The organism is Neorhizobium turbinariae (assembly GCF_023223505.1).
Lineage (GTDB): Bacteria > Pseudomonadota > Alphaproteobacteria > Rhizobiales > Rhizobiaceae > Neorhizobium > Neorhizobium turbinariae.
Map to the genome: position 1 here is coordinate 72,862 of NZ_JALPRY010000014.1, position 23,658 is coordinate 96,519.

28 protein-coding genes and 1 tRNA gene are annotated in these 23,658 nt (G+C 61.8%); 11 read left to right on the plus strand and 18 right to left on the minus strand.

The features are described from left to right. Nucleotides 1–61: 61 nt before the first annotated feature. Nucleotides 62–844: a competence/damage-inducible protein A gene (locus tag M0654_RS12810; protein ID WP_248683443.1), complete on the minus strand. Its 783-nt coding sequence runs from the start codon at nucleotides 842–844 to the stop codon at nucleotides 62–64. A gap of 228 nt (nucleotides 845–1,072) precedes the next feature. Between M0654_RS12810 and wrbA the strand changes: the two genes are divergently transcribed. Next, nucleotides 1,073–1,672, plus strand: coding sequence for an NAD(P)H:quinone oxidoreductase type IV (wrbA, locus tag M0654_RS12815; protein ID WP_248683444.1), 600 nt, complete (start codon nucleotides 1,073–1,075; stop codon nucleotides 1,670–1,672). 83 nt (nucleotides 1,673–1,755) lie between these two features. Here the strand turns inward: wrbA and M0654_RS12820 are convergent, their stop codons facing one another. Then, nucleotides 1,756–2,052, minus strand: a complete 297-nt coding sequence (locus M0654_RS12820) for a DUF982 domain-containing protein (protein WP_248683445.1) — start codon at nucleotides 2,050–2,052, stop codon at nucleotides 1,756–1,758. An 88-nt stretch (nucleotides 2,053–2,140) separates the two neighbouring features. Then, nucleotides 2,141–2,225: transfer RNA gene (locus M0654_RS12825), tRNA-Leu, on the minus strand. A 150-nt stretch (nucleotides 2,226–2,375) separates the two neighbouring features. Here M0654_RS12825 and M0654_RS12830 point away from each other — a divergent pair. After that, nucleotides 2,376–3,047, plus strand: a complete 672-nt coding sequence (locus tag M0654_RS12830; protein WP_248683446.1) for a metallophosphoesterase family protein — start codon at nucleotides 2,376–2,378, stop codon at nucleotides 3,045–3,047. On the opposite strand, the gene M0654_RS12835 is transcribed toward M0654_RS12830, so the two are convergent. Next, nucleotides 3,021–4,478, minus strand: a complete 1,458-nt coding sequence (locus tag M0654_RS12835; RefSeq protein ID WP_248683447.1) for a TrkH family potassium uptake protein — start codon at nucleotides 4,476–4,478, stop codon at nucleotides 3,021–3,023. The genes M0654_RS12830 and M0654_RS12835 overlap by 27 nt on opposite strands. Nucleotides 4,479–4,565: 87 nt before the next feature. On the opposite strand from M0654_RS12835, the gene ilvA reads away from it, so the two are divergent. The 4 genes from ilvA to M0654_RS12855 all read left to right on the plus strand — a co-directional run bounded on the left by ilvA (nucleotide 4,566) and on the right by M0654_RS12855 (nucleotide 7,910). After that, a complete protein-coding gene (gene ilvA, locus M0654_RS12840) occupies nucleotides 4,566–5,840 on the plus strand; it encodes a threonine ammonia-lyase (RefSeq protein ID WP_390920209.1) in 1,275 nt (424 codons plus the stop codon). Between the two features lie 76 nt (nucleotides 5,841–5,916). After that, a complete protein-coding gene (locus M0654_RS12845; RefSeq protein ID WP_248683448.1) occupies nucleotides 5,917–6,240 on the plus strand; it encodes an HlyU family transcriptional regulator in 324 nt (107 codons plus the stop codon). Between the two features lie 168 nt (nucleotides 6,241–6,408). Then, nucleotides 6,409–6,627, plus strand: a complete 219-nt coding sequence (locus tag M0654_RS12850) for a hypothetical protein (RefSeq protein ID WP_248683449.1) — start codon at nucleotides 6,409–6,411, stop codon at nucleotides 6,625–6,627. A gap of 2 nt (nucleotides 6,628–6,629) precedes the next feature. Continuing rightward, complete coding sequence (locus M0654_RS12855; RefSeq protein ID WP_248683450.1) at nucleotides 6,630–7,910, plus strand: GGDEF domain-containing protein; 1,281 nt, start codon at nucleotides 6,630–6,632, stop codon at nucleotides 7,908–7,910. Here M0654_RS12855 and M0654_RS12860 read toward each other — a convergent pair. Then, nucleotides 7,907–8,518, minus strand: coding sequence for an FMN-dependent NADH-azoreductase (locus M0654_RS12860; RefSeq protein ID WP_245450424.1), 612 nt, complete (start codon nucleotides 8,516–8,518; stop codon nucleotides 7,907–7,909). The genes M0654_RS12855 and M0654_RS12860 overlap by 4 nt on opposite strands. Nucleotides 8,519–8,653: 135 nt before the next feature. Here M0654_RS12860 and M0654_RS12865 point away from each other — a divergent pair, with 135 nt between their 5' ends. Both M0654_RS12865 and M0654_RS12870 read left to right on the plus strand, forming a co-directional pair. Next, complete coding sequence (locus M0654_RS12865; protein WP_248683451.1) at nucleotides 8,654–9,622, plus strand: LysR family transcriptional regulator; 969 nt, start codon at nucleotides 8,654–8,656, stop codon at nucleotides 9,620–9,622. 197 nt (nucleotides 9,623–9,819) lie between these two features. Further along, a complete protein-coding gene (locus tag M0654_RS12870; RefSeq protein WP_248683452.1) occupies nucleotides 9,820–10,395 on the plus strand; it encodes a DUF2087 domain-containing protein in 576 nt (191 codons plus the stop codon). A 57-nt stretch (nucleotides 10,396–10,452) separates the two neighbouring features. On the opposite strand, the gene M0654_RS12875 is transcribed toward M0654_RS12870, so the two are convergent. Both M0654_RS12875 and M0654_RS12880 read right to left on the minus strand, forming a co-directional pair. Beyond that, complete coding sequence (locus tag M0654_RS12875; RefSeq protein WP_248683453.1) at nucleotides 10,453–12,441, minus strand: bifunctional 2',3'-cyclic-nucleotide 2'-phosphodiesterase/3'-nucleotidase; 1,989 nt, start codon at nucleotides 12,439–12,441, stop codon at nucleotides 10,453–10,455. A gap of 117 nt (nucleotides 12,442–12,558) precedes the next feature. Next, nucleotides 12,559–12,891, minus strand: coding sequence for a PilZ domain-containing protein (locus tag M0654_RS12880; RefSeq protein ID WP_248683454.1), 333 nt, complete (start codon nucleotides 12,889–12,891; stop codon nucleotides 12,559–12,561). Between the two features lie 123 nt (nucleotides 12,892–13,014). On the opposite strand from M0654_RS12880, the gene M0654_RS12885 reads away from it, so the two are divergent. Next, a complete protein-coding gene (locus M0654_RS12885; RefSeq protein WP_248683455.1) occupies nucleotides 13,015–13,848 on the plus strand; it encodes a DMT family transporter in 834 nt (277 codons plus the stop codon). Here the strand turns inward: M0654_RS12885 and M0654_RS12890 are convergent. Continuing rightward, on the minus strand, nucleotides 13,843–14,304 hold the full coding sequence (locus tag M0654_RS12890) for an Lrp/AsnC family transcriptional regulator (RefSeq protein ID WP_248683456.1): 462 nt from the start codon (nucleotides 14,302–14,304) through the stop codon (nucleotides 13,843–13,845). The two genes, M0654_RS12885 and M0654_RS12890, sit on opposite strands and share 6 nt — an antisense overlap. Nucleotides 14,305–14,457: 153 nt before the next feature. Here M0654_RS12890 and ald point away from each other — a divergent pair, with 153 nt between their 5' ends. Beyond that, the gene (gene ald, locus M0654_RS12895; RefSeq protein ID WP_248683457.1) at nucleotides 14,458–15,576 is read left to right on the plus strand and encodes an alanine dehydrogenase; all 1,119 of its coding nucleotides are present in this window, start codon (nucleotides 14,458–14,460) and stop codon (nucleotides 15,574–15,576) included. Between the two features lie 61 nt (nucleotides 15,577–15,637). Here ald and M0654_RS12900 read toward each other — a convergent pair whose 3' ends face one another. The 6 genes from M0654_RS12900 to M0654_RS12925 form a co-directional block, all read right to left on the minus strand. Beyond that, the gene (locus M0654_RS12900) at nucleotides 15,638–16,141 is read right to left on the minus strand and encodes a DUF1203 domain-containing protein (protein ID WP_390920214.1); all 504 of its coding nucleotides are present in this window, start codon (nucleotides 16,139–16,141) and stop codon (nucleotides 15,638–15,640) included. Continuing rightward, complete coding sequence (locus M0654_RS12905; RefSeq protein ID WP_248683458.1) at nucleotides 16,141–16,848, minus strand: hypothetical protein; 708 nt, start codon at nucleotides 16,846–16,848, stop codon at nucleotides 16,141–16,143. Before M0654_RS12905 ends, M0654_RS12900 begins: the two co-directional genes overlap by 1 nt. Before the next feature lie 76 nt (nucleotides 16,849–16,924). Then, entirely contained in the window at nucleotides 16,925–17,482 is a 558-nt protein-coding gene (locus M0654_RS12910; protein WP_248683459.1) for a GNAT family N-acetyltransferase, read from the minus strand. Between the two features lie 5 nt (nucleotides 17,483–17,487). Continuing rightward, nucleotides 17,488–18,354 (minus strand): 3-mercaptopyruvate sulfurtransferase, encoded by an 867-nt coding sequence (sseA, locus tag M0654_RS12915; RefSeq protein ID WP_248683460.1) that lies wholly within the window; start codon nucleotides 18,352–18,354, stop codon nucleotides 17,488–17,490. Between the two features lie 20 nt (nucleotides 18,355–18,374). Next, entirely contained in the window at nucleotides 18,375–19,112 is a 738-nt protein-coding gene (locus tag M0654_RS12920) for an alanyl-tRNA editing protein (RefSeq protein WP_248683462.1), read from the minus strand. Between the two features lie 23 nt (nucleotides 19,113–19,135). Then, complete coding sequence (locus tag M0654_RS12925; protein WP_248683463.1) at nucleotides 19,136–20,173, minus strand: cysteine synthase A; 1,038 nt, start codon at nucleotides 20,171–20,173, stop codon at nucleotides 19,136–19,138. A gap of 255 nt (nucleotides 20,174–20,428) precedes the next feature. Between M0654_RS12925 and M0654_RS12930 the strand changes: the two genes are divergently transcribed. Continuing rightward, on the plus strand, nucleotides 20,429–21,061 hold the full coding sequence (locus tag M0654_RS12930; protein WP_248683465.1) for a cupin domain-containing protein: 633 nt from the start codon (nucleotides 20,429–20,431) through the stop codon (nucleotides 21,059–21,061). A 34-nt stretch (nucleotides 21,062–21,095) separates the two neighbouring features. On the opposite strand, the gene M0654_RS12935 is transcribed toward M0654_RS12930, so the two are convergent. From M0654_RS12935 to M0654_RS12950, 4 genes are all read right to left on the minus strand, one after another. Continuing rightward, nucleotides 21,096–21,338 carry a DUF982 domain-containing protein gene (locus M0654_RS12935; RefSeq protein WP_118849487.1) on the minus strand — a complete coding sequence of 81 codons (243 nt, stop codon included), beginning with the start codon at nucleotides 21,336–21,338 and terminating at the stop codon, nucleotides 21,096–21,098. Between the two features lie 93 nt (nucleotides 21,339–21,431). Then, the gene (locus tag M0654_RS12940; protein ID WP_118849488.1) at nucleotides 21,432–22,436 is read right to left on the minus strand and encodes an inorganic phosphate transporter; all 1,005 of its coding nucleotides are present in this window, start codon (nucleotides 22,434–22,436) and stop codon (nucleotides 21,432–21,434) included. After that, nucleotides 22,436–23,077: a DUF47 domain-containing protein gene (locus M0654_RS12945; protein WP_248683467.1), complete on the minus strand. Its 642-nt coding sequence runs from the start codon at nucleotides 23,075–23,077 to the stop codon at nucleotides 22,436–22,438. The genes M0654_RS12940 and M0654_RS12945 overlap by 1 nt, the downstream gene beginning before the upstream one ends. Before the next feature lie 180 nt (nucleotides 23,078–23,257). Next, entirely contained in the window at nucleotides 23,258–23,647 is a 390-nt protein-coding gene (locus M0654_RS12950; RefSeq protein WP_118849490.1) for a DUF1236 domain-containing protein, read from the minus strand. Nucleotides 23,648–23,658 lie beyond the last annotated feature (11 nt).

Below are 23,658 nucleotides of genomic sequence, written 5' to 3' on the forward strand. Positions count from 1 at the left end.
CGGTGCCCTCCTCAGCACCGCTTCACGCCTTCGTGGAGCTTGTCCCCTTTGTTCCCTGCAATCAAGCGTCTGCTGTCGGATTGGTCGGCGTGTGCGACTTGTCGATGCCCTTGATCATCTCCGCCACGGCATCAGCGGCTGCGTCGAGTGCGGCGCCATCGCGGGCACGGATGACGAGTTCGGTCGAGAAGCGCTGGCCATCGAACTTCGGATAGGAGCCGATGCTCGTTTGCGGATGCGCCTTCTGGACCGCGGACAGAAGCGTGCCGATATCGCCTTCGCCATAAGGGCATGCGATGGCGCGCGACATCATCCTCGAGCCGGAGCGCAACAGCGGCAGGACGTTGTCGACCATCGCCTGGAAAACCTGCGGCACGCCTGCCATGACATAAACATTGCCGATGATGAAGCCGGGTGCAGTCGAGACGGGATTGGGGATGTGCCTGGCCCCTTGCGGCATGCGGGCCATGCGCTGGCGCGCCTCGGTGAACTCCATCTCGCGGCGCTTGTACATCTCGCCAAGCAGCCTCATTGCCTCCGGGTCATGGATGCAGGGCACGCCGAAGGCCTTCGAGACCGCGTCGGCGGTGATATCGTCATGCGTCGGGCCGATGCCGCCGGAGGTGAAGACATAGTCGTAGCGGCTGCGCAGCGCATTCAGCGCCTCGACGATCGCGTCTTCCTCATCGGCGACAATGCGCACTTCCTTCAGATCAATCCCGGACAGCGTCAGGAGGTCGGCGAGGTGGCCGATATTCTTGTCTTTCGTGCGTCCCGACAAAAGCTCGTCGCCGATCGCGAGCATGGCAGCGGTAACAATGGTGGTCTCAGTCTGTTCGGGCATGGTCATGTCTCCTGGATCACCCAGTGGTAAGCGCAAACGTGCGCTTTAAGAAGAGGAAATCACCACCATGGTTGTTTCAGATCACTGGACGCAAGGGCCACGTCGTCTCCATTCATTGAACAGTGCGTTTTGGGAGCTGGGGCTTTGCAAACCGTGCGGATGGGATAGTTCTTGTAGCGACGGGCCATTCCGGCCAATCGAGATCAAGACGATCATCTGGAGAAGATCATGGCGAAGGTATTGGTACTTTACTATTCCGCGTACGGACACATCGAGAAGATGGCCTATGCTGTCGCAGAGGGCGCCAAGGCAGAAGGGGCCGAGGTCACCGTGAAGCGTGTGCCGGAACTGGTGCCGGAAGATGTCGCCAAGGCTTCCTATTACAAGATGGACCAGGAAGCGCCGATCGCATCGCCGACCGAACTCGACCAGTATGACGCGATCATCGTCGGCGCCGGCACGCGTTTCGGCACCGTTGCATCGCAGATGCGCAATTTCTGGGACCAGACGGGTGCGCTCTGGGCCGAAGGCAAGCTGGTCGGCAAGGTCGGCTCGGTCTTCACCTCGACGGCCACCCAGCACGGCGGCCAGGAATCGACCATCCTGAGCTTCATTCCGACCTTCCTGCACCACGGCATGGCGGTCGTTGGGCTTCCCTATGCCTTCCAGGGCCAGATGGGTACCGAAGAAGTGAAGGGCGGCTCGCCTTATGGCGCATCGACGATCACCAATGGTGACGGCTCCCGCCAGCCTTCGGCTGTCGAACTCGAAGGCGCCCGCTACCAGGGTGCGCATGTCGCAAAGCTTGCCGCCAAGATCGCCGGCTAAGATAAGCCGGTCCCGATATACCAGAAGCGCGGCCTTTGAGCCGCGCTTTTTTCGTTCAGGGCGAGAGCCGTGTTGGCGCGTGCTCAGTGGCCGCCAATGTTGCGGTCGCGGTTGTTGCGCAGCTGCACCGGGATCTCTTCCACATTGGCGAGCATGTTGTTGCGCTTCAGGAACCGCTTGAAGTCCTCCCGCGCAAACGCCACCGGCCGGCTGCCGCACGCAGCTTCGCGCACTGACTTGACCACGGCCTCGAAAGCCAGGTCCCTCTGGTCTGCCGGCCATTCGTCAAGCAGATCAAAGGCATCGTCCAGGCCGCTGATTTCTTGGATGAAGTAGGTGCGCTTTGCAAAAAGCGGAGCGTCAAACGTACCGAGTGCCATGAGAACCTCCTGTCGTGGTGATTCTGACGGTTGCCGAGTTAGGAATCGGCAGGATCGGTTTCAAGATCAAATCAGCTGGGGCAGGGTGTGGTGCGGACGACGGGGGTCGAACCCGTATGACCGAAGTCGAGGGATTTTAAGTCCCTTGCGTCTACCAGTTTCGCCACGTCCGCGCGCCTTGCTTTTCAGGCACCTCGGCGATTCAGTCAAGCTGACCACACCAAATCATTGCTTTTTCGCGACACGCGCCATTTCTTGAATGTGCGTGAGGGGCGGACATATCTGCAAGGCGCGGAGCCGCGCTGGCGCTGATGGAGCAAGACGTGACCCTGACCTTTGCGATTGGCGACATCCACGGCTGTCTGTCGGAACTTGAGGATATGCTGGGGCAGGTGGAAGCGTATGCCGACGGCGGCCATGTTGTGTTTGTCGGCGACTATGTTGACCGCGGCCCGGACAGCCGCGGGGTTGTCGAGCGGATCATGGCGGGCCCGCGCAGGCAGGGCTGGCGGTGGACGACGCTCAAGGGCAACCACGAGGACATGCTGGTGCGCGCCCATGACAACGGCGGCGCCGAGATGGTGACCTGGCTGGAAAACGGTGGCCACGAGACGCTGCAATCCTTTGGCGGCGAATTGCCGGAGGCGGTGGTGGACTGGTGCCGCGCGCTTGCGTCCATCCATGTCGACCAGTACCGGGTCTTCGTCCATGCCGGGGTCGATGAAGCGCTTCCGCTGGAGGCGCAGAACGACCATGACCTGATCTGGAAGCGGTACCGGGGCGCCGAGACCGGCTATTTCTGGGGGCGCCATCTTTGCCATGGGCATACGCCGGTGTCGGGCAACCCGCAGACTTTCGACAACCGCACCAATGTCGATGCCGGCTGCGTTTTTGGCGGCGCGCTCGCCTGCGCCGTATTTGACGACGACAGGCCGGAGGGACCGATCGAATTTCTTCGGGTGCCCGCTTTAGTGCCGCCAGAAGATCGGCGTTAGTAGCACCAGCACGGTGAGGATTTCCAGGCGTCCGAGCAGCATGAGCAACGACAGGAGATAAAGCGCCGGGTCGCTGATGGTGGAGAAATTGCCGACAGGGCCGATGATCGGGCCGATGCCGGGGCCGACATTCGCGAGGCAGGTGAGGACGCCGGAGAAGGATGTCACTACGTCGTAGCCGAGCAAGGTCATGCCAAGGCTGCCGAGCACCCAGAGGAACAGGAAAAGGCCGAGGAACAGGAAGACGCCGCGCTGGGTATCGGCATCGACGATCAGGGCGCCGTAGCGGACCGGATAGATCGCGTTCGGATAGATGAGCTTGTTGATGCCGGCGCGGGCCGTGTTGAACATCACCACGAAGCGATAGGACTTGATGCCGCCGGAGGTGGAGCCGGAGCAGCCGCCCATGGCGCTTGCGAAAAAGACGAGCATCACCGCAAACGGTCCCCAGAGCGTGTAGTCGTCGCTGGAGAAGCCGCCGGTCGAGAGGATCGAGGCGATGTTGAAGAAGGAGTGGATGAGGGCGTCGTCGAGTTCCACGCTGTTCCTGAGGTGATGGTAGACGCCGAGCGCCACGGCGATGCCCCCGAGGTACCCGAGGAACACCATGATCTGCGGGTCGCGCAGCGTGTCCAGCCGGCCGCGCATGGCGAGCAGGATCAGCACCGAGAAGGGCAGGCTCGAGATCGTCAGGAAGATCGTGCAGATCACCAGGATCGCCTGGTTGTCCTTCCAGAAGGCAAAGGACGCGTCATGGGTGGAAAAACCAGCCGTCGCGACCGTCGAGAGCGCGTGGTTGAGGGCGTCGAAATGGCTCATGCCGGCAACATCGTAGGCGACCGTGCAGGCGATCGTCAGCAGGATATAGACTGCGAGGAAGGCGCGGGTGAAGCTTGCAAGGCGGGCGAACGGCTTGTCGTTGGTCTCCGTTGATTCCAGCTTAAAGATGGAGGCGCCGCCGACCTTCAGGAACGGCAGGACGAAAAGCCCGAGGCCGACGATCCCGATGCCGCCGAGCCAGCACAAGAGCGAGCGCCACAGCAGGATGCCGGGCGGCTGCTTGTCGAGCCCCACCATGATCGTCGATCCGGTGGTGGTGATCCCGGAGATGGACTCAAACAGCGCCTGCGCGAAGCTGGTCTTGTATTCCGCAAGAAAGAGCGGGATGGCGCCGACGAGCGAGAACATCAGCCACAGCACGTTGACCAGCAGGAAGCCGAATCGCTTGTTGAAGGCAGGCGGCGGGCCGCGGGTGGCAAGCGCCGCGGCACCCGCAATGCCGCCGACAAGAAAGCCGGACAGCGCAAAGACCTGCCAGTCCCGGTGCCCGTAATAGAGATCCACCAGCGCCGGCAGGAACATGGCCATGGAAAGGTAGAGGGCACAAAGCGCCGTAATATAGATCACCGACCGGATCAGATTGGCGTTCAAACGGCTATCCCTGTCTCTCGTCGGCGAAAGCGGCTTTGTCTCTGCGCAAGCCTATGGCATAGCGGGGCCAAGACCTGAATTCAATGGATGGATGACGTGAACGAGCTTGGGCTGACCAACGCTGCTGTGGATGAGGCGAAAGCCGCGATGCGGGAAATCTTTCCCGAGACGCCACTGCAATTCAACGAACACCTGAGCCGGCGTTATGGCGCAGACATCTGGCTGAAGCGCGAAGACCTGTCGCCCGTGCGCTCCTACAAGATCCGCGGGGCGTTCAACTTCTTCCGCAAGGTGATTGCGGCTGGCGCCACGGGCAAGACCTTCGTGTGCGCCTCGGCTGGCAACCACGCCCAGGGTTTTGCCTTCGTTTGCCGGCATTTCCAGGTGCCGGGCGTGGTCTTCATGCCGGTGACGACGCCGCAGCAGAAGATCGACAAGACGCGCATGTTCGGCGGGTCCTTCATCACCATCAAGCTTGTCGGCGATATCTTCGACCAGTGTTATGCGGCGGCCCGCGCGTATGTCGAAGAGATCGACGGCGCCATGGTGCCACCCTTCGACCATGTCGACATCATCGAGGGCCAGGCGACGGTGGCCGCCGAGATGGTGGAGCAACTGCCTGACGGCACGGTGCCGGACCTGGTGATCCTGCCGGTGGGCGGTGGCGGACTGTCGTCCGGGACCTCGGGTTACCTGGAGGGCGTGGTTGCGGCCGAGAACTTCATCTTCACCGAGCCGGAAGGCGCGCCGAGCCTGAAGAAGAGCCTGCTGGCGGGCGAGCCGGTGACACTGGCCAAGCTCGACAACTTTGTGGATGGCGCTGCCGTGGCGCGCATCGGCGACCTGAATTTTGCAGCCCTTCGCCGGTTTTCGCCCGACCAGGTGATGCTGGTTCCGGAAAACGCCATCTGCGTGACGATCACCGAGATGCTGAATGTCGAGGGCGTCGTACTGGAGCCGGCCGGTGCGCTGTCGATCACCGCGCTCGATATGCTGGGTCGCGAGAAGCTGGCGGGCAAAACGGTGGTCTGCGTCGTGTCCGGCGGCAATTTTGACTTCGAGCGACTGCCGGACGTCAAGGAACGCGCCATGCGCTTCTCCGGCGTCAAGAAATACTTCATCCTGCGGCTGCCGCAGCGCCCCGGCGCGCTGCGCGATTTCCTCAACCTGCTGGGGCCCGAGGACGATATCGCGCGATTCGAATACCTGAAGAAATCGGCGCGCAATTTCGGTTCGATCCTGATCGGCATCGAGACCAGCCGGCGCGAGAATTTTGCGAGCCTCATCGACCGCTTCGAAAGTGCGGGCATGGGCTACGAGGACATCACCGAAAACGAGATCCTGGCAAACCTGGTGATCTGACCCTAAACTTTGGCCGGCAGTGGTGGTTCAGGCTGCTGCAGGTTCCCGCTTCTCGATGGATATGCTAGGCAACGTCATGGCTTCATTTCTTTCCAACATCCTTTCCATGTTCTCCGGCGGCAACAAGGCGGCGGAGCCCGAAGCAAGCGCTGCAGAGCCGGTGGCATATGGCGACTGCACCATCATCGCGAGCCCGATCCGCGAAGGATCGCAGTTTCGCCTGGCGGGGCGCATCGAGAAGGTGGTGAACGGTGAAACGCTGGAGCGCACCTTCGTTCGCGCCGACATGTTCACCAGCATGGACGATGCGGTCGAATACACGGTCAAGAAGGCGCAGCAGATCATCGACCAGAACGGTGCGGCGTTGTTTGGCGACGGCGAGAAGTCGCGCCCGGCCTGACTTCGGATGACCCGATGAACGGGCGCCGGCTCAAGTTCATATCGTTGATCCTCATTCAAAATTAAGGGCTGCTTCGTAGAAAAGAACAGCTATTGTTCTGTCCTGTCCTTTTCTACTGAAGCGATGCATTTAGGCTGTTGGAACGCGTGGAGTGTCAGTGGGGGCGGGATGGCCCTCGGCTTCTCTGCGCATGCCGCCTTCGCCGACGGACTTGCGCTTCAGGCGGATCGCGTCGTCCTGACCTGGCTACTGGTCGCTGTCGGTCTCGTGAGAATGATGCAGGTCGGCTTCCCGCTTGTTGAAGCCGGCATGGTGCGATCGAAGAACTCGATCACCTGGGGTAATGGCTTGCATCTAGAAACCTTGTCCAGGGTGGAATCGGACTGAAAATGCAGATGTTCAATCTCGCGCTCTTTCTCTGCGAGGCGGTGATCTACTTCTCCGTGATGATGGCGCTCCTGCATTTTCGACGGCAGCTGGGGCTCGGTGTGTTCCTCACCGCGCTCGGCGTCATGCACTTCATGGAAACCTATCTCGCGGCGGTCTATTACATCGAGCTGCCGTTCGGTACCGTGTCGCCCGGGTCGTCGGTGTTCTTTGCCGGCAAGCTGATGATGATCCTGCTGCTCTACCTCAAGGAGGATGCAGCGACCGTTCGACAGCCGATCTACGGCCTGTTCCTCGGCAACCTGTTCACCGTCGGCATCGCGCAGTTCCTGCAACTGCAGGAGGCGGCGGGATTGCCCGCGGGCCGCACGGTTGACGTGAGCTTCATGAACGAGATGGGCTGGCTGATGGTCCTCGGGACGGCGCTGCTCTACCTCGATTCGATCGGCATCATCCTTCTCTATGAGCGCCTGGGGCGGATGTTCCGCAATCACACGGTGCTGCGGTTTGCGGTGAGCGGTGCCGCGCTACTCGTCTTCGACCAGATCGGCTTCTTCATCGGCCTCAGTATCCTCTTTGATGCGCCGGCCTCGGTGTTCGTGGGAGGCATGATCGCCAAGCTGGTGGCGGTCTGCGTCTACGCCGGGCTCTTTGCGATCTACCTGAAGCTCGACCACGTGCCGCGCGCCACGCAGCGGGACCTGAACGACATCTTCCACGACCTGACATTCCGGGAACGATACCAGGCGCTGCTCGCCAACAGCGGCGTCGACGGGCTGACCAGCGTTTATGACCGCCGCAGGCTACAGGAAGATGCGCCGGGATTGATCCGCCAGTGCCTGGAGCGCGGGGGCAACTGCAGCATCGCGATCATCGATGCGGACCGGTTCAAGGACATCAACGACCTCTTCGGGCACCTGAAGGGGGACGAGGTTCTGAAGGAGGTGGCAGCGCGGTTGAAGGCTGCGTCAAGGCCGACCGATCACCTGTCGCGCTTCGGTGGCGAGGAATTCGTGCTTGTGCTGCCGGATACCAATCATGACGGCGCGATGGTACTTGCCGAACGGTTGCGGAACAACGTCCGCAGCGCCGTTCTGCGCCCGGACGGCAACCCGGTCACTGTGTCGATCGGGGTGGCGACGGGGCCGGAGGATGGCGATGGCTTCGAAGCGTTCCTCGCGGCCGCGGATCGCAGGCTCTACCAGGCAAAAACAGACGGCCGGGACAGGGTCCACGGCCGTCTGGGGTCTTTCGAAGCTATGAAGGGTGCGCAGCCAGCTTAGGCTGCGAGCGCCAACTGCTCGGTGCGTTCCTGGGCAGCGGCAATGGCCTTTTCGACCGCTTCCGGGCCAAAGGCGAGGCCTTCCACATAGATCACTTCCACGTCCACCATGCCCATGAAGCCGAGGACGGTGGTGAGGTAGGGGATCGCGTGGTTCATGCCGGCAGCCGGGCCTTCGGAATAAACGCCGGCGGCGGCAAGCACGATATAGACCTTCTTGCCGGTGGCGAGACCCTGCGGGCCTTCAGCGGTGTAGCGGAAGGTCTTGCCGGCACGGGCGATGTTGTCGATCCAGCTTTTCAGCGTCGAGTAGATGTTGAAGTTGATGAGGCCGGTGGCGATGACGACGGTGTCGGCCGCCAGAAGTTCGGCGACAAGCTTGTCGGAATATTCTGCCGCTTCGGCTTCCTCGGGCGTGCGGTCTTCCGGTGCCTTGCGGATCGCGGAGGTGGACACCATGTCGAGGTGCGGGATCGGGTCGTGGCCGAGGTCACGATGGATGACGTTGCTGTCGGACTTGGCGGCGGTCAGCTTCTCGACGAACTCGGTGGCGATCTTCGTCGACAGCGATTCTTCGCGCGGGCTTGATGTGACGAGAAGGATGGTCATTGCGGTATTTCCTTGCATGCTATGGGAGGTCGTGCCGAGGTGGATCTCGTTTGATGGCCGGAAGATAGGCATGGACTTCCATCTATTGAACTGGGATAATATCGAAGATTACCATCCAAAATCTGGATAGATTTCATGGACGCCAATCCGACTCTCGACCAGCTGCAGGTTTTCCTGGCAGTGGCTGAAACCGGAAGTTTTTCAGCAGCTTCGCGCAGCCTCAACCGCGCTCAATCGGTGGTCAGCTACACCATCAACAATCTCGAAGCGCAGTTGGAAGTCTCGCTCTTCGAACGTGCCGGAATGCGCCAGCCGAAGCTGACCGAGGCAGGCAAGGCGCTGCTCACCGATGCACGGCGAATCGTGGCCGATCTGCAGGTCATGCGGGCGCGGGCGAAAAGCATGAAGCAGGGGCTCGAAGCCGAGCTTTCCGTGGCGCTGAGCGTCATGGTCCCGGCTGACGCGGTGGTGGCCGAGCTGCGTGAGTTCCGCAAGCTCTTCCCGTCAGTCGCGCTCAATCTCAATGTCGGCGAGCTTGGCATGGTGATGGAGATGGTGCTGTCCGGCAAGGCGGATCTTGGCGTCGGTGGTGCGCCGGTGCGCGAGGACGACGCGCTGACCATGCAGAAGATCGGGCATTCCTTCATGATCCCGGTCGCCGCGCCGGATCATCCGCTGAGCAAGCTCGGGCGGCCGCTGACGCTCGCCGACGTGCGCGAGGAAGTACAGCTTGTCGTGACCGATGCCTCGAGCCTGACCAAGGGCAGGGACTTCAACGTGTTGTCCTACAAGACGTGGCGGGTGAGCGACATCGCCACCAAGCACCAGTTGATCCTGGGCGGGCTCGGCTGGGGTGGTCTTCCGGCGCCGGTTGCGGGCAGGGACATCATCAACGGCAATCTCATCGCGCTGAATTTGGATGCCTACGAACAGAGCCAGTATCCGCTTTACGCCATGCGGCGCACCGCCAATCCGCTCGGTCCGGCCGGCCAATGGCTGATCAAGGCCTTCGAGCAGCGCCTCTCGAAATGCCCCGCCCACAGCGAATTCAAGCAGATGCTCGGCATGGATGAAGCTGATTCGATGCCGGTGGCGGCCGAGTGACAGGGGATTGACCGGCTCCGGCGGTTGAATATAACTGGCGCCACGGTCTGCAGTTCACCGAGGCGTCGCCGTCCCCACAAGGGAAGCTAAACCTGCCAATCTGAAAAGATGATGAGCACTTATCCAGTGCCAGAGTCGACAAGCCGGCGACCAGCGACACCTTGATCTCAAGGCAATGGCACGTCCGAGGATAAGACATGCCCAGATCCATCCATCCAATGGAAATCGCCGACCTGTCGGTGTTCGCCAAGCAACTGCGCGCGCAGATCACCGCGCTCGACCATGCGCCCAGCCATCTGGAGATGCTGAACCTGCTCGCCAAGGCGGGCGGTTACCGCAACTACCAGCACCTGCGCGCCGAACAGTCAGCTTCAGCGACATCCACCCCTGAAACCACCGAGCCCGTGGTCGCTCAAACCGCGCCCGTCCCGGTGCCGGATGAAACCCGCGTGATGCGCACGCTACGCGTCTTCGATAGTGAAGGGCGGATCGTCCGCTGGCCCGGCAAGCGCTCGCAGCAGGAACTGTGCCTGTGGTTCCTGTGGTCGAAGATCCCCGCCAATCGCAGCTTCACGGAGCGCGAGATCGGCGAATTCCTCAACATGCTGCACCTGTTCGGCGATGCAGCCCTGCTGCGTCGGGATCTCTTCGATCTTGGACTGGTGCAACGGAAACGCGACGGCAGCGATTATCGGCGCGTCGAGCGCAAGCCACCGGCGGAACTCAGCCTGCTCCTTTCCCGCCTCGGTACCGTGAAAGCAAGAGCCGCCTGAATAAGGGGAGGGCCTCATCCCTGATCTGTGCAGTGATGAGGCGTTTCCTGTTCGCCGTCAGAGAACGAGCCGGAACTTGGCGAAGCCGTTTTCGCCGTCGCCAGCATCCTCGATCTTTGCGCCCTTCACCGCAGAAGCGAACTCGCGTGCCTTCGGGCCGGTCTCGAAGATCGCGGTTGTGCCCGGCAGCGGCTTGAACGACCAGTTGGCGTCGGCCGACGGGTTGATCGTGCCCTGCTCGACGATGTAGCGGACGATCACGTCGCGGTTGGTGTCCGGGGCCACGAAGATCACCTTGTCGCCTGCGATTTCCGGGAACTTGCCGCCGCCGCCGGCGCGGTAGTTGTTGGTTGCGACAACGAACTTCTGCTCAGGATCGATCGGCTTGCCGTCGAATTGGAGGTCGACGATGCGGTTGGCGTTCGGGTTCATGAGCTTACCGTCCTTGTCGAAGCGCACCGGCTGCGACAGGTCGATCTGGTAGGTGACGCCGTCGATGACATCGTAGTTGTAGGACGGGAAGCTGTTGTTGAGGAGCGGTGCGTCCTTCGAACCGGGCGCCACCTGGTTGAACATGCCGGCCGACATTTCCAGCCAATCCTTGACCTGTGCGCCGGTAATCAGCACCGCCTGCACCGTGTTCGGATAGAGGTAGAGGTCCGCGACGTTCTTGATCGCGATATCGCCCGCCGGTACGTCGGTGAAGTAGTCGGCGCCGCCACGGCCACCGGCCTTGAAGGGTGCTGCGGCCGACAACACCGGAAGATCCTTGTACTGGCCGTCCTTCAGCATCTCCTTGATGTACCAGGTCTGGGCGTTCGAGACGATCTGGACCGACGGATCGTCCGCCACGAGCGCGAAATAGGAATAGAGCGGCGCCGATGTCTTGCCGACCGGACGGCGCACATAGGCAAGCGTTGCCTCATGCTCTTCCTTGACGGCGGCGATCACCTCCGGTTTGTCCTTCACGTCAGCGACGATCTTGCGCTCTTCGTTGCGGTGGTAGATCGGACGCGCCTCCGAGGTGGAATCGACGATCTTCCAGTTCTTCCCGTCATTTTCGAGCAGCAGGTCGATGAGGCCCATATGCGAGCCCCAGAAGCCGCCCATGACGGCCGGCTTGCCCATCAACGTGCCCTTCTTGGTGTCCGCGCCGGCAATGCCATCGAAATCCTTGGTGCCCGGGAAGACGAGGTGCTGGTGGCCAGTGAAGACCGCATCGATGCCCTGGACGCCAGCGAGGTAGAGCGAGGCGTTTTCCATGCGCTCGCTCTGGCCATCGCCGCTGATGCCGGAGTGCGAAAGGGCGATGACGATATCGGCACCTTCCTCCTTCATGACCGGCACCCAGGCCTTGGCTGTTTCGACGATGTCGCGGGTCTGCGCCTTGCCTTCGAGGTTCTTGGCATCCCAGGTCATGATCTGCGGCGGCACGAAACCGATGAAGCCGACCTTGATCGGGCTGGTGGCGCCGGATCCATCGCGGATCTGCTTTTCGATGATCACGTAGGGCTTGAGGAAAAGCTCGTCCTTCTTCGGGTCAGATGCGAGCTGGCCCTTGGTGAGGTTGGCGCAGACATAAGGGAAACCGGAGCCGGCCAGCACCTTGAACATGAAGTCGAGGCCATAGTTGAACTCATGGTTGCCGAGCGTGCCAGCGTCATAACCAAGCACGTTCATCGCCTTTATGACCGGATGCGTATCGCCTTCCTTCATGCCGCGCTCGTAGGCGATGTAGTCGCCGAGCGGATTGCCCTGCAGGAAGTCGCCGTTGTCGACCAGCATGGAATTGCCGGCTTCGGCGCGAATGCCATCGATGATCGAGGCGGTGCGGGCAAGACCGAGCGTGTCGTTCGGCTTGTCGGCGTAATAGTCATAAGGGAAGACGTGGACGTGGATGTCCGTCGTTTCCATGATGCGCAGATGCGCCTGGTTGCCGGCGGCACGAGCAGCGAAGGGATGCAGCACGACAAGGGCGGTGGAGGCGGCGATGCCTCCGAGCAGCGAGCGGCGAGTAACAGGTTGGAAGCCGGCAAGAAACGACATGGACAATCTCCCTCAAGTCCTTTGGACGATGCAAGCTTACGGTGAATTGCACAAGCTTGCATCACGAAAATGACAGGAGGCGGAGGCCGCCAAAAGAAGCATTTGCCGGTTGGTTATTTACCGGGCGAGGCGGCTGGGCACGTCCTTGTGGAAGAAGCGGAAATAGGACGCGACCTGAGCGTTGGCGTTACTGTTGATGTTGAACTGCACGCCCAGCCGACCGCTGCGGCGCCACTTGACCGTGCCTTCCAGGATGCCGAATTCGGTGCTTTCGACCTTTACTGGACTGCCGTCGTCGGCATGGAAAACGCGCCCGCCGAGATCAAGCGCCAGGCCCGTCGGCGACAGGTCGGTCACGCGCCCCTCGACAGTCTGGTTGAAGTATTTCACAGTTCCCAGGATGCGAGTCTTCTTGCGCTCGGCACCTCGGTTCCTTAAGCGGCTAGTCATCGTGTTACCCCTTCTTGTTCCCTCAACCCAGAATAGCCGCGACCCGTTGAAGTGCATTTGAAGCGATCGATAAAATTTGATGTTTCTCTTGGCAATGCGGTGAGGCGAAAGCGCTAGCGTTTCATGAGCACCTTTGTTGTTGCCCTGGCACTGTGTGCCGCTCTCCTGCATGCAAGCTGGAACGCCTTCCTGCGTTCCGGTGCCGACCGTTTCTGGACGATGACGGTGATGACCCTGGCGATGACCATCGTCGCCGTCCCGGTTGCGTTCGTGCTGCCGTGGCCGTCAGCAGCATCATGGCCCTATATCGCCGGATCGGCCGTGTTCCAGCTCGCCTACAGCCTGTTGCTGGTAGCCGCCTATCGGCACGGCGAACTCGGGCAGGTCTACCCGATCATCCGCGGCAGCGCGCCGCTGCTGGTGACATTCGGCGGTCTCGTCTTCATGGGCGAGGTGCTGCGCCCCATGACGATGGGCGGCATCATGCTGATCGTCACCGGCATCATGCTCCTGGCGCTCGGACGCGGACGTGCGACGGCAAGCTCGATGGGTTTTGCGCTGGCGACGGCTGTGTGCATCTCCGGATATTCGACGGTGGATGCGATCGGTATCCGGCTGTCCGGCAATTCGGCGGCCTACATCACCTGGGTTTTCCTGCTGCCGGGCATCCTGATGGTGATTGCTTTCATCGCCGCGCGCGGCCGCCTTGCCATCGACATGCGATCGAGGGAGACCTGGAAGGCATCGGCAGGGGGCATGGTTTCGCTGCTGTCCTACGGGGCCGTGCTGGTCGCCTATTCGATCGCGCCGGCAGGGCCCGTCTCTGCGCTGCGTGAAACAAGCGTCGTCTTCGCGGTGCTGATCGGCTGGCTGTTGCTGGGCGAGACGCTGACGCCGAAGCGGATTGCCGCCTGTATCGTCGTGGCCGCCGGGGCGATCCTCATCGGCCTGTCATAGGCCGACATTCGGGCGATCGATGATCTCGCGCAGAGCAAAGCTTGAATTGATCTTCACCACATGGGGCAGGGCAGAGAGCCAGTCCCGGTGGATGCGCTCGTAGTCTTCCAGGTCCTTGGCGGCCACGCGCAAGATATAATCATATTCGCCCGACATCAGGTAGCAGACCAGCACGTTGGGGCAGAGTTTCACCGCTGCCTCGAACTCCGTCAGTGTCTTGGCGAACTGGCCCGACAGCGAGATGTGGACGATGACCATCATCTTGTAGTCGAGCGCCTTGTTGGACAGGCGCGCGTGGTAGCCGCTGATCGTGCCGTTTTTCTCCAGGAGATCGAGGCGGCGCGAGCAGGCCGATGCCGATAGCCCGACACGTTCGGCAAGCTCCGCATTGGAGATTCGCCCGTTGTCCTGAAGCGTGCGCATGATCGCAAGATCGATAGCATCGGGTGTCGACATTCGCAGATCCTTCGAACAGACGGCAAGATATGCAACATTCTTCGAAAAGACCGCCGAACGCAAATCTTCTTCGCAAGGACATTCGACCCTTCTTCTGGTTAGCTTTTCCTGGGAACAACAACTGGCGAAAGCCGCAACTGAGAGGAACGCTGCATGCGTGTCGGGTGCCCGAAGGAAATCAAAAACCATGAATATCGCGTTGGACTGACGCCTGGAGCGGTGCGCGAATACGTGGCCCACGGCCATGAAGTGCTGATCGAAACAAAGGCGGGTGCCGGTATTGGTGCCGATGACGCCGCTTATGCCGCAGCCGGCGCCAAGATCTTGGGAAGCGCCAAGGACATCTTCGAGAAGTCCGATATGGTCGTGAAGGTGAAGGAGCCCCAGCCGAACGAATGGGTTCAGCTTCGCGACGGACAGATCCTCTACACCTATCTTCATCTTGCACCCGATCCGGAGCAGACCAAGGGCCTGCTCGCGTCCGGGGTCACCGCAGTTGCCTACGAGACCGTGACGGACGAGCGCGGCGGCCTGCCGCTGCTGGCGCCGATGTCGGAAGTGGCCGGTCGCCTGGCGATCCAGGCTGGTGCCACGGCGCTGCAGAAGGCAAACGGCGGTCTCGGCATCCTGCTCGGCGGCGTGCCGGGCGTGCTGCCGGCCAAGGTCGCGATCATCGGCGGCGGCGTCGTTGGCCTGCATGCCGCCAAGATGGCGGCGGGACTTGGCGCGGATGTCTCGATCATCGACCGCTCGCTGCCGCGGTTGCGCCAACTGGATGACATCTTCAACGGCCGCGTCCACACCCGCTACTCGACGATCGACGCGCTGGAGGAAGAAGTCTTCTCGGCCGACCTGGTGATCGGCGCCGTGCTGATCCCCGGTGCCGCAGCACCGAAGCTCGTCAGCCGCGAGATGCTGTCGGGCATGAAGAAGGGCGCGGTTCTCGTGGATGTCGCGATCGACCAGGGCGGTTGTTTTGAAACCTCGCATGCGACGACCCATTCCGACCCGACCTATGAAGTCGATGGCATCGTGCACTATTGCGTGGCGAACATGCCGGGCGCCGTGCCGGTCACCTCCGCGCATGCCCTGAACAATGCGACGCTGCAACACGGCCTGGCGCTTGCCGACCGAGGCTTGCGAGCAATCGCCGAGGACCGGCACCTGCGCAATGGGCTTAATGTCCACAAGGGCAGGGTGACGAACAAGCCTGTGGCGGAAGCGCTGGGTTATGAGGCGGTCGCGCCGGAAAGCGTTCTGAACGTAGCGTAGAGCAAGTTCGGTCCAAGTTTAGCAATACACAGCGCGACGGCTGTTCGTCGCGCTGTGCGCGTCAGATGGCCAATGCTGCCCCGGCGAAGGAAGGTGCCTCGACCCTGTCGATGCGGCACTGGAAGCAGTTGTTGCGGGCTGAGCGGACATGCACGTAGGCAATGTCAGGACGTGACAGAAGTTCCTCTGCCCGTGCCTTGATGCGTTCGGTTGGCGTCACCGCGCCGCTGCCGTAGACGATGCGATTGTCACTGCCGTAGCCACGCAGGATATAATCCGGGCTCGACAGGATCGGCGGCAGGATTTCTTCCGCAACGTAGCGCCGACAGGGCGTCTTGTGCAGGAAGATCGGCCCGGTTTCGGCGTAGGGCTGGAGTCCCGGGAACGGCCGGTAGGCGAGAACCAGCAGTTCCTCACCCTCGTCGATGTTGCGCAGGCAGTGGCGGCAGGGGTAACCGGCACCAGCCGAGACCTGAACTTCCGGAATGCGTCCATAAGCATCGGTGCCGCCGTTCCAGAGATGTGCAGCGTCGGTGGTCGGCATGGCGGTGAAGGCAACGGTCATCAGGCTCTCCTCTTCGTTTGACGGAAGAGTTGCGCCGCACCGCTTCCGGTGCCACCCGATACTTGCTTAGACCGCCTTTTGGCACCAAGCGCCGCTGCGATCTCGAACTGTGCTGCCCAGAGGGCAAGATAGGCGCCAAGTTCGATGATTTCCTCCGCATTCTGCGCCGAATCCTTGTCGATCGGCAGGCGGAAGCCGAAATTGCCCTCGGCGATGCTCGAGGCAATCATGCCGACCGCGACGAGCCCGAGCGAGAGCCACGGCGCACGCCCCTCACGCAGCACTTCGAGGCCGAGCGCCGGCAGGCGCTTGCGGACGATGACGAAGACGCTGAAGGCAATCAGCGCCAGGACGATCGGTGTGATTATTGGCTTGTAGGCGAGCTGGTTGACGGAAAAGGCAGGTCCGTGGTCGGACAGGCTGGTCGGCGGGAACAGAACCGCCCCGAAGCTGAGTTCGCGCGCAATCAGCACGAACCAGAGCGGAATGCCCGCCAGCCAGAGCCACTTGGAGCGATCATCGGCCCTGCGGCGAAGCACGATCGCATGGATGAAGCCGAAGACCAGGATCACGGCTTGCGTGTTCTCGACCGGCTGGTTCTCCCAACCCCACCATCCCGGTAGCGCCAGACCCAGGGGCAGGCCAAGGACGATCAGCAGGATGGAGCCGGCCTTGAGGATCCTGGCAATGGCGGGGGAAGCGGTCATGGGCAATCATTCTTTGCGATGCGCGTCGCACGGTCGGTGCTGCACGCTGATGTATCCGGAAATTTGGAGGGGCGGCTTAGCTGTCCAGCGCCTTCAAGAGCTCTGCATCGGTCATCGGCATCACCAAGGCTTCATAGGTGGAGACCGGCGAGAAGCCCATCATCTGGTAAAGCTGCAGCGCCCGTGGATGGTCCAGTGTGTTGGTGGTCACGGTGACCTTCTTCGGATTGTTGTGCCAGGCGGCGTAAAGCGCCTGGAGCAGGAACCACTTGCCGATACCGAGCCCGATGGCGCGCTCGAACAGGCCGAAATAGGAAAGTTCGACCGTATCGTCGTCCTGCTGCAGCAGCTCAAAGAAGCCCGCCGGCGCGCCGTTGACGTAGAGCACTGTCACCGAAACGCGCGGGTTGTGGATCGCGGCGGCGAGTTCCTCGTCGCTCATGCGCAGCCGCTTGTACCAATGCCAGCGTTTGCCGACCTGCCGGTAGAGGTAGCGGTAAAAATGCAGCGGGATTTCGGGCGCGCGGATAACGACGGTCTGCAGGTTGACCGGCACGGGCAGGCTCGCCTTCGGCGGCGCCGTCATTTCCAGTTGCGTCACATGCGCCTTCAGCGGAGCGGGCTTCTTTGCCATTCTGCTCAAGCTGCCTTTGGAGAAGCGGGACCAGTGACAACCGGCGTATCGTCGCGGCTGCCCCATTCCGTCCAGGAGCCGTCATAAAGCGCGTTGTTCTCGTGGCCGAGCGACTCGAGCGCAAGGGTGATGATCGCGGCGGTCACACCGGAACCGCAACTCGTTACCACCGGGCGGTTGACGTCGATCCCGGCCTCCTCGATGACCTGCCGCAGTTCGTTCAGCGGTCGGAGCTTGCCATTGGCGGAGAATGCGCTGGAGGGAAGGCTTCGTGCGCCCGGCATGTGGCCGGATCGCATGCCGGCCCGCGGCTCGGGGTCGACACCGGTGAAGCGGCCGGCAGGGCGGGCATCGGCGATCTGCCGGCTGCCATCTTCGACGATGCCGAGCATGGTCTGGAGATCGACGATCCTGTCGGCGTGGAAATCCGGTTTGAAGGTTGCCGGGGCCGGCGTCGGAACCGTGGTCTCGAGCGGACGGCCTTCGGCTATCCAGCCGTCCAGTCCGCCATCCAGCACAAAGACCTGCTTGGCGCCCATGACGCGGAACAGCCACCAGCCGCGCGGCGCGGAGAAGATGCCCGGGCCATCGTAAATGACGATCCGGTCGTTTTCGGAGATGCCGAGCCTGCCGACGGCTTCGGCGAAAACCTCGGGCGAGGGCACCATATGCGGCAGGTTGGTCGAGTGGTCGGCTACCTTGTCGTGGTCGAAGCGGACGGCGCCGGGGATGTGCCCGGCCGCATATTCGGCATCGGCATCACGCTTTTGCGCCGGCAGGTAGAAGGAGGCATCCACGATCCTGAGGTCCTGGCTGCCAAGTTCCTTCTGAAGCCAATCGGAGGAGACAACAAAGCGGCTGGTTTCGGTCATGGCGTTCCCCTTCGATGAGATCAGGCGTCTGCTGCGGGTTCGCCAAAACGAATGCGGAAGCGCCGGTTCTCCTTGCCCTTCTTCTCGATCTTGGCGATGTAGATCGCGCCGACCTCCTGTGTTTCAGACACATGTGTGCCGCCGCAAGGCTGGCTGTCAATGCTGGAATCCCCGCCGATGCACACGAGGCTGACGCGGCCAAGACCCATCGGCGGGCGGACGTTCTTCGATTTGACGATGCCCGGGTTCGCCGCAAGCTCCTCGTCCGTGATCCACTGCACGTAGACCGGATGGTTCTGGTTGACGAGCTCCATCAGCTTTGCCGTCACCTCATCTTTGTCGATGACGCCGGTCATGTCGAAGTCAACCCGCGATTCCTCCTCGCCGACGGCCGCACCGGTGATCGGGTACTGGCAGACGACCGAAAGAAGGTGGCAGGCGGTGTGCATGCGCATCAGCTTGTAGCGCCGCGGCCAATCGATATGCATGACGAGCTTCTCGCCAACGAGCGGCTGCGGCTCACCTTCGAGCGGCACATGGATCACGACGTCCTTGGTCGCGCCGTGCCTGGTCTGGCCGAGCTGGATCTTGCTGCCGTCGCTGCGCTCCAGAAACCCGGTGTCACCCGGCTGTCCGCCCGAGGTGGCGTAGAAACAGGTGCGGTCGAGCTCGATGCCGCCGTCCTCGTGCACGGCGGTGACCACCGCTTCGGCGGTCGAAAGGTAGAAGTCGTCGCGATACAAAGCTTCAACTGGCATTCCGGTCCCCCCGATCCGTTCGGTTATACTGCCTGGAACGGCACGGAGATCTGGCGCTTCTGCGTCAGCCAGCCGGGCACCGGCAGGTTCTTCGACTTCAGGAAGTCGGGGTTGAAGAGCTTCGACTGGTAGCGGTTGCCGTAGTCGCAGAGGATCGTCACGATCGTGTGGCCGGGGCCAAGATCCTTGGCCATGCGTACGGCGCCCGCGATGTTGATCGCGGTCGAGCCGCCCAGGCAGAGGCCTTCCTGCTCGACGAGGTCGAAGATGAAGGGAAGCGCCTCGGCATCCGGGATCTTGTAGGCGAAGTCCGGCGTGAAGCCTTCGAGGTTGGCGGTAATGCGGCCCTGGCCGATGCCTTCGGTGATGGAGCTGCCGTCGGCCTTGAACTCACCGTGGGTGTAATAGTCGTAGAGCGCCGCACCTTCCGGATCGGCAAGACCGACCTTGATGTTGGCGTTCTTGGCCTTGAGGCCAGCCGCAACGCCGGCCAGCGTGCCGCCGCTCCCGACTGCGCAGATGAAACCGTCGACCTTGCCGCCAGTCTGTTCCCAGATTTCCGGAGCCGTCGTGGCGATATGGGCGTCTCGATTGGCGACGTTGTCGAACTGGTTGGCCCAGATTGCGCCCGCGGGCTCGCTCTTCGCCAGTTCTTCGGCAAGGCGGCCGGAAATCTTCACGTAGTTGTTCGGGTTCTTGTAGGGAACGGCCGGAACCTCGACCAACTCGGCGCCGAGCAGCTTCAGCGCGTCCTTCTTTTCCTGGCTCTGCGTTTCCGGGATGACGATGACGGTGCGATAACCGAGTGCCTTGGCAACAAGCGTGAGGCCGATGCCGGTGTTGCCTGCCGTGCCTTCAACGATGACGCCACCGGGTCGCAGCAGGCCGCGCTTTTCAGCATCGCGGATGATGTAGAGAGCGGCGCGATCCTTCACGGACTGGCCGGGATTGAGGAACTCGGCCTTACCCAGGATTTCACAGCCGGTCGCCTCGGAGGTGCCGTTCAGCCGGATGAGAGGGGTGTTGCCGATTACGTCCAGCACGGAGGATTGAAAAGTCATTGGACAGCCTTCTTGTTCAGCGCTGATTTAAGCGTGGTCTTTTCTGCCGACAAGCGACGAAGAGCAAGAAATTCTTTTCTCTTTGCCGCTCATGTGACGGCCTTCCGCTCCCCGATGGCGGCTGAGACAAGCACTTCTTTGCCCGAAACCAATCCGTTTGGATTGTGGCACGTATGGGAGTAAAGTTGGCCCATACTGACATCCGCTTTCATTATTCCGTTTTTTGACGATCGACCCATTCCCGGCTTGCACGACATGCAATTGAACCTCGAGAGGCTGGACTTCCTCATTGCCCAACATGTTGCCGGCTCGCTGCCTGAACCGGCAAGCGTCCTCGTTGGTGCGCATCTAGAGATGCAGAAGACCTCTCGCAGGCTTGCCGGAACCTTCGAGATGCTGGCGGGCGAGGCGCTTGAGGCAAGCGAGGGCGAGCCGATCATCCTGCGGGAAAAACGGCTCGAGGAGATCTTTGCATCACCGCCGATTACCGTTGCCGCCGAACCCGAACGGAAAGTGGGGACACGGTTCCCGTCGGCGCTGTGGCGCTACGCGGGCTGTGACCTGCCCGAGGTGCCGTGGAAGTGCTTCAGGCAGCACACCATCAAGCGGACGAAGGAGGCGGAGGCAAGCCTGCTGTGGGTGCGACCCGGGCGCGCACTTCCGCATCACGCGCACCATGGGCTGGAACTGACGCTGGTGCTGGAGGGCGAATTCCACGACCATCGCGGCAGCTTTACCGCAGGCGCTGTTTCGGTCGCGGATGAAAGTGTCGAACATCGACCCGTTGCCGGGACGGACTGTCCCTGCGTGTGTTTTTCGATCCTGTTTGCGCCGATTGCGCTTTCCGGATCGCCGTTGCGGCGCCTCGGCGACATCATCGGGCTCTAAATGGCAGAGCCCGCGGGTGCGGGCTCCTCAAGATCTAGTTCAGATGAGATTGTGCTTCGCTGACCGCCTGTTCGAACTGCAGGCGGGCTTCTTCCGGGGTGCGCCGGCCATCAAGAGCGGCGCGGCAGGCACTGCGGGCACGGACGAAATTGGGGCCACGCATGTCCGGCCAACGATCCGTCAGGAGAGCGAGCGCCTCGAAAGGCCCATTGACCACCTGCGTGCCGATGTGAGCGAAGGCAACGCGGACTGGCTTTTCCCAACTTGCTTGCGGCATTTACATTTCCTCCCTCTATGGCAACCCAAAAGAACGCGTGAAATGTGCTGCGGTTCCGCAAGCTTACCCAAGCCTGCGTGAGGCAAGTGTATATTAGTGGAAGACGTTGGCAAGCCAGTAGAAGACGACGGAGATGATGGCCGCTGCGGGAAGGGTGACGAACCAGGCGAAGACGATGTTGCCGGCAATCCCCCAACGAACGGCGCTGACGCGCTTGGCCGCCCCGACACCGATGATGGCGCCGGTGATGGTGTGGGTGGTAGACACCGGGATGCCGAGCCATGTGGCGCCAAAGAGGGTGAGCGCCCCTCCGGTTTCGGCACAGAAGCCCTGCATCGGGTTAAGCTTGGTGATCTTCGAACCCATGGTGTGGACGATGCGCCAACCACCGAAGAGCGTGCCGAGCGCCATGGCCGACTGGCAGCTGATGACGACCCAGAAAGGCACGTGGAATTCGCCGCCGAGATACCCTTGCGAGTAAAGCAGCACCGCGATGATGCCCATCGTTTTCTGCGCGTCGTTGCCGCCGTGGCCGAGCGAATACATCGAGGCCGAGAAGAACTGCATGACGCGGAAGGTGCGGTCCACGGCGAAGGGCGTCTGGCGGACGAAGACCCAGGAGACGATCAGCACGAGGAACAGCGCCAGCAGGAAGCCGATCATCGGCGACATGAAGATCGCGCCTACAGTCTTCAAGAGACCGCTCCAGACGATGGAATCGACGCCAACCTTGGCGATGCCGGCGCCCACCATGCCGCCGATCAGCGCATGCGAGGAACTTGACGGGATGCCGAACACCCAGGTGACGATATTCCAGATGATCGCGCCCATCAGTGCCGCGAAGATGACCTGCGGCGACACGATGTTCGGGTCAATGATGCCCGTGCCCAAGGTTTCAGCCACGTGCAGGCCGAAAAACAGGAAGGCGATGAAATTGAAGAAGGCTGCCCAGAAGACTGCATATTGCGGCCGCAACACGCGCGTCGATACGATCGTGGCGATGGAGTTCGCCGCATCGTGGAGCCCGTTCAGGAAGTCGAAGAACAAGGCAATGCCGACAAGCGCGATCAGCAGCGGCAGGGCGAGGGTCGCGTCCATTATACGTTCTCGATCACGATGCCGCTGATTTCGTCGGCAACGTCCTCGAAGCGGTCGAGAACCTTCTCGAGCTGGCCGTAGATCTCGCTGCCGATAATGTAGCCCATCGAGTTGCCGCCGGAATGGCGCAGGAACAGGTCCTTCAGACCCTGGTCATGCAGGTCGTCCGACCGGTCTTCGATGCTGGTGATTTCCTGAGCGATGGAGCCGAGACGGGTGGCGTTGGTGCCGACCTTGTCAAGCAGCGGAACGGCCTGGGCGATGAGGTGCGCCGCCTTGACCACTTCCGTACCCATCTGCTGCATCAGTGGATCGAAGCTCGTCTGTTCGAACAGCCGGATGGTCTTGACCGTCTTGTGCATCATGTCGATCGCATCATCCATGGACTGGATGAGGTCCTTGATGTCGTTGCGGTCGAACGGGGTGATGAAGCTCAGGCGAACCGCCTGCAGCACTTCATAGGTGATCTGGTCGGCCTCGTTCTCGAGGTCAACGATCCGCTTGCAATTGCCTTCGATGTCATTGCCGGAAAGCAGGGCGTTCAGCGCTTCTGCGGCACCGACCACGGTCTGCGAGTGGCGCACGAACATCTCGAAGAAAGCATCTTCCCGGGGAAGCAGTTTTCGGAAAAGGCCTAGCATGACGCCTCCTGGCATAGCGCGCTGAATTTCAAAGATGTGTCATAGACCGCAGAAGGCGAGCCTCAAGACACGGTTCCCGACTTTCCTGTGGACGGCGGGCAGGTTTGGCGCCTTGTAGCCAAGAAAAAGCCGCCGCACCAGATGATGCGACGGCTCCTCGAGGGATCAGGTGAATTTTGCTTATTCGATGACCTGCACGACCGTGTGGGTGCGCGGGTCGACGATGACGCGCTGCTCGTTCACGACGGCGTAGGAGTATTCCGGAGCCTGCGGGATGGGGGTCAGCACGACCTGCTGCGGGATCGGCTTGCCGACCACGACGCGCTCCTGCACGACGACCGACTGCTGGACGGGCTGTTCGCGGACGTAGGAAACAACGCGCTCCGGCGGCGGATCGATTGCGGTGCCGGCTGCTGCGCCGACAATGCCGCCCACGGCTGCACCGATCGGGCCACCGACGATGGCGCCGGTCACCGCGCCGCCAACGGCACCGTTGACGGTGCTTTCCTGAGCGACAGCGCCCGTTGCTGCCAGACCCAGCGCAGCGGTGATGAATACGATCTTCTTCATGGCCAAACTCC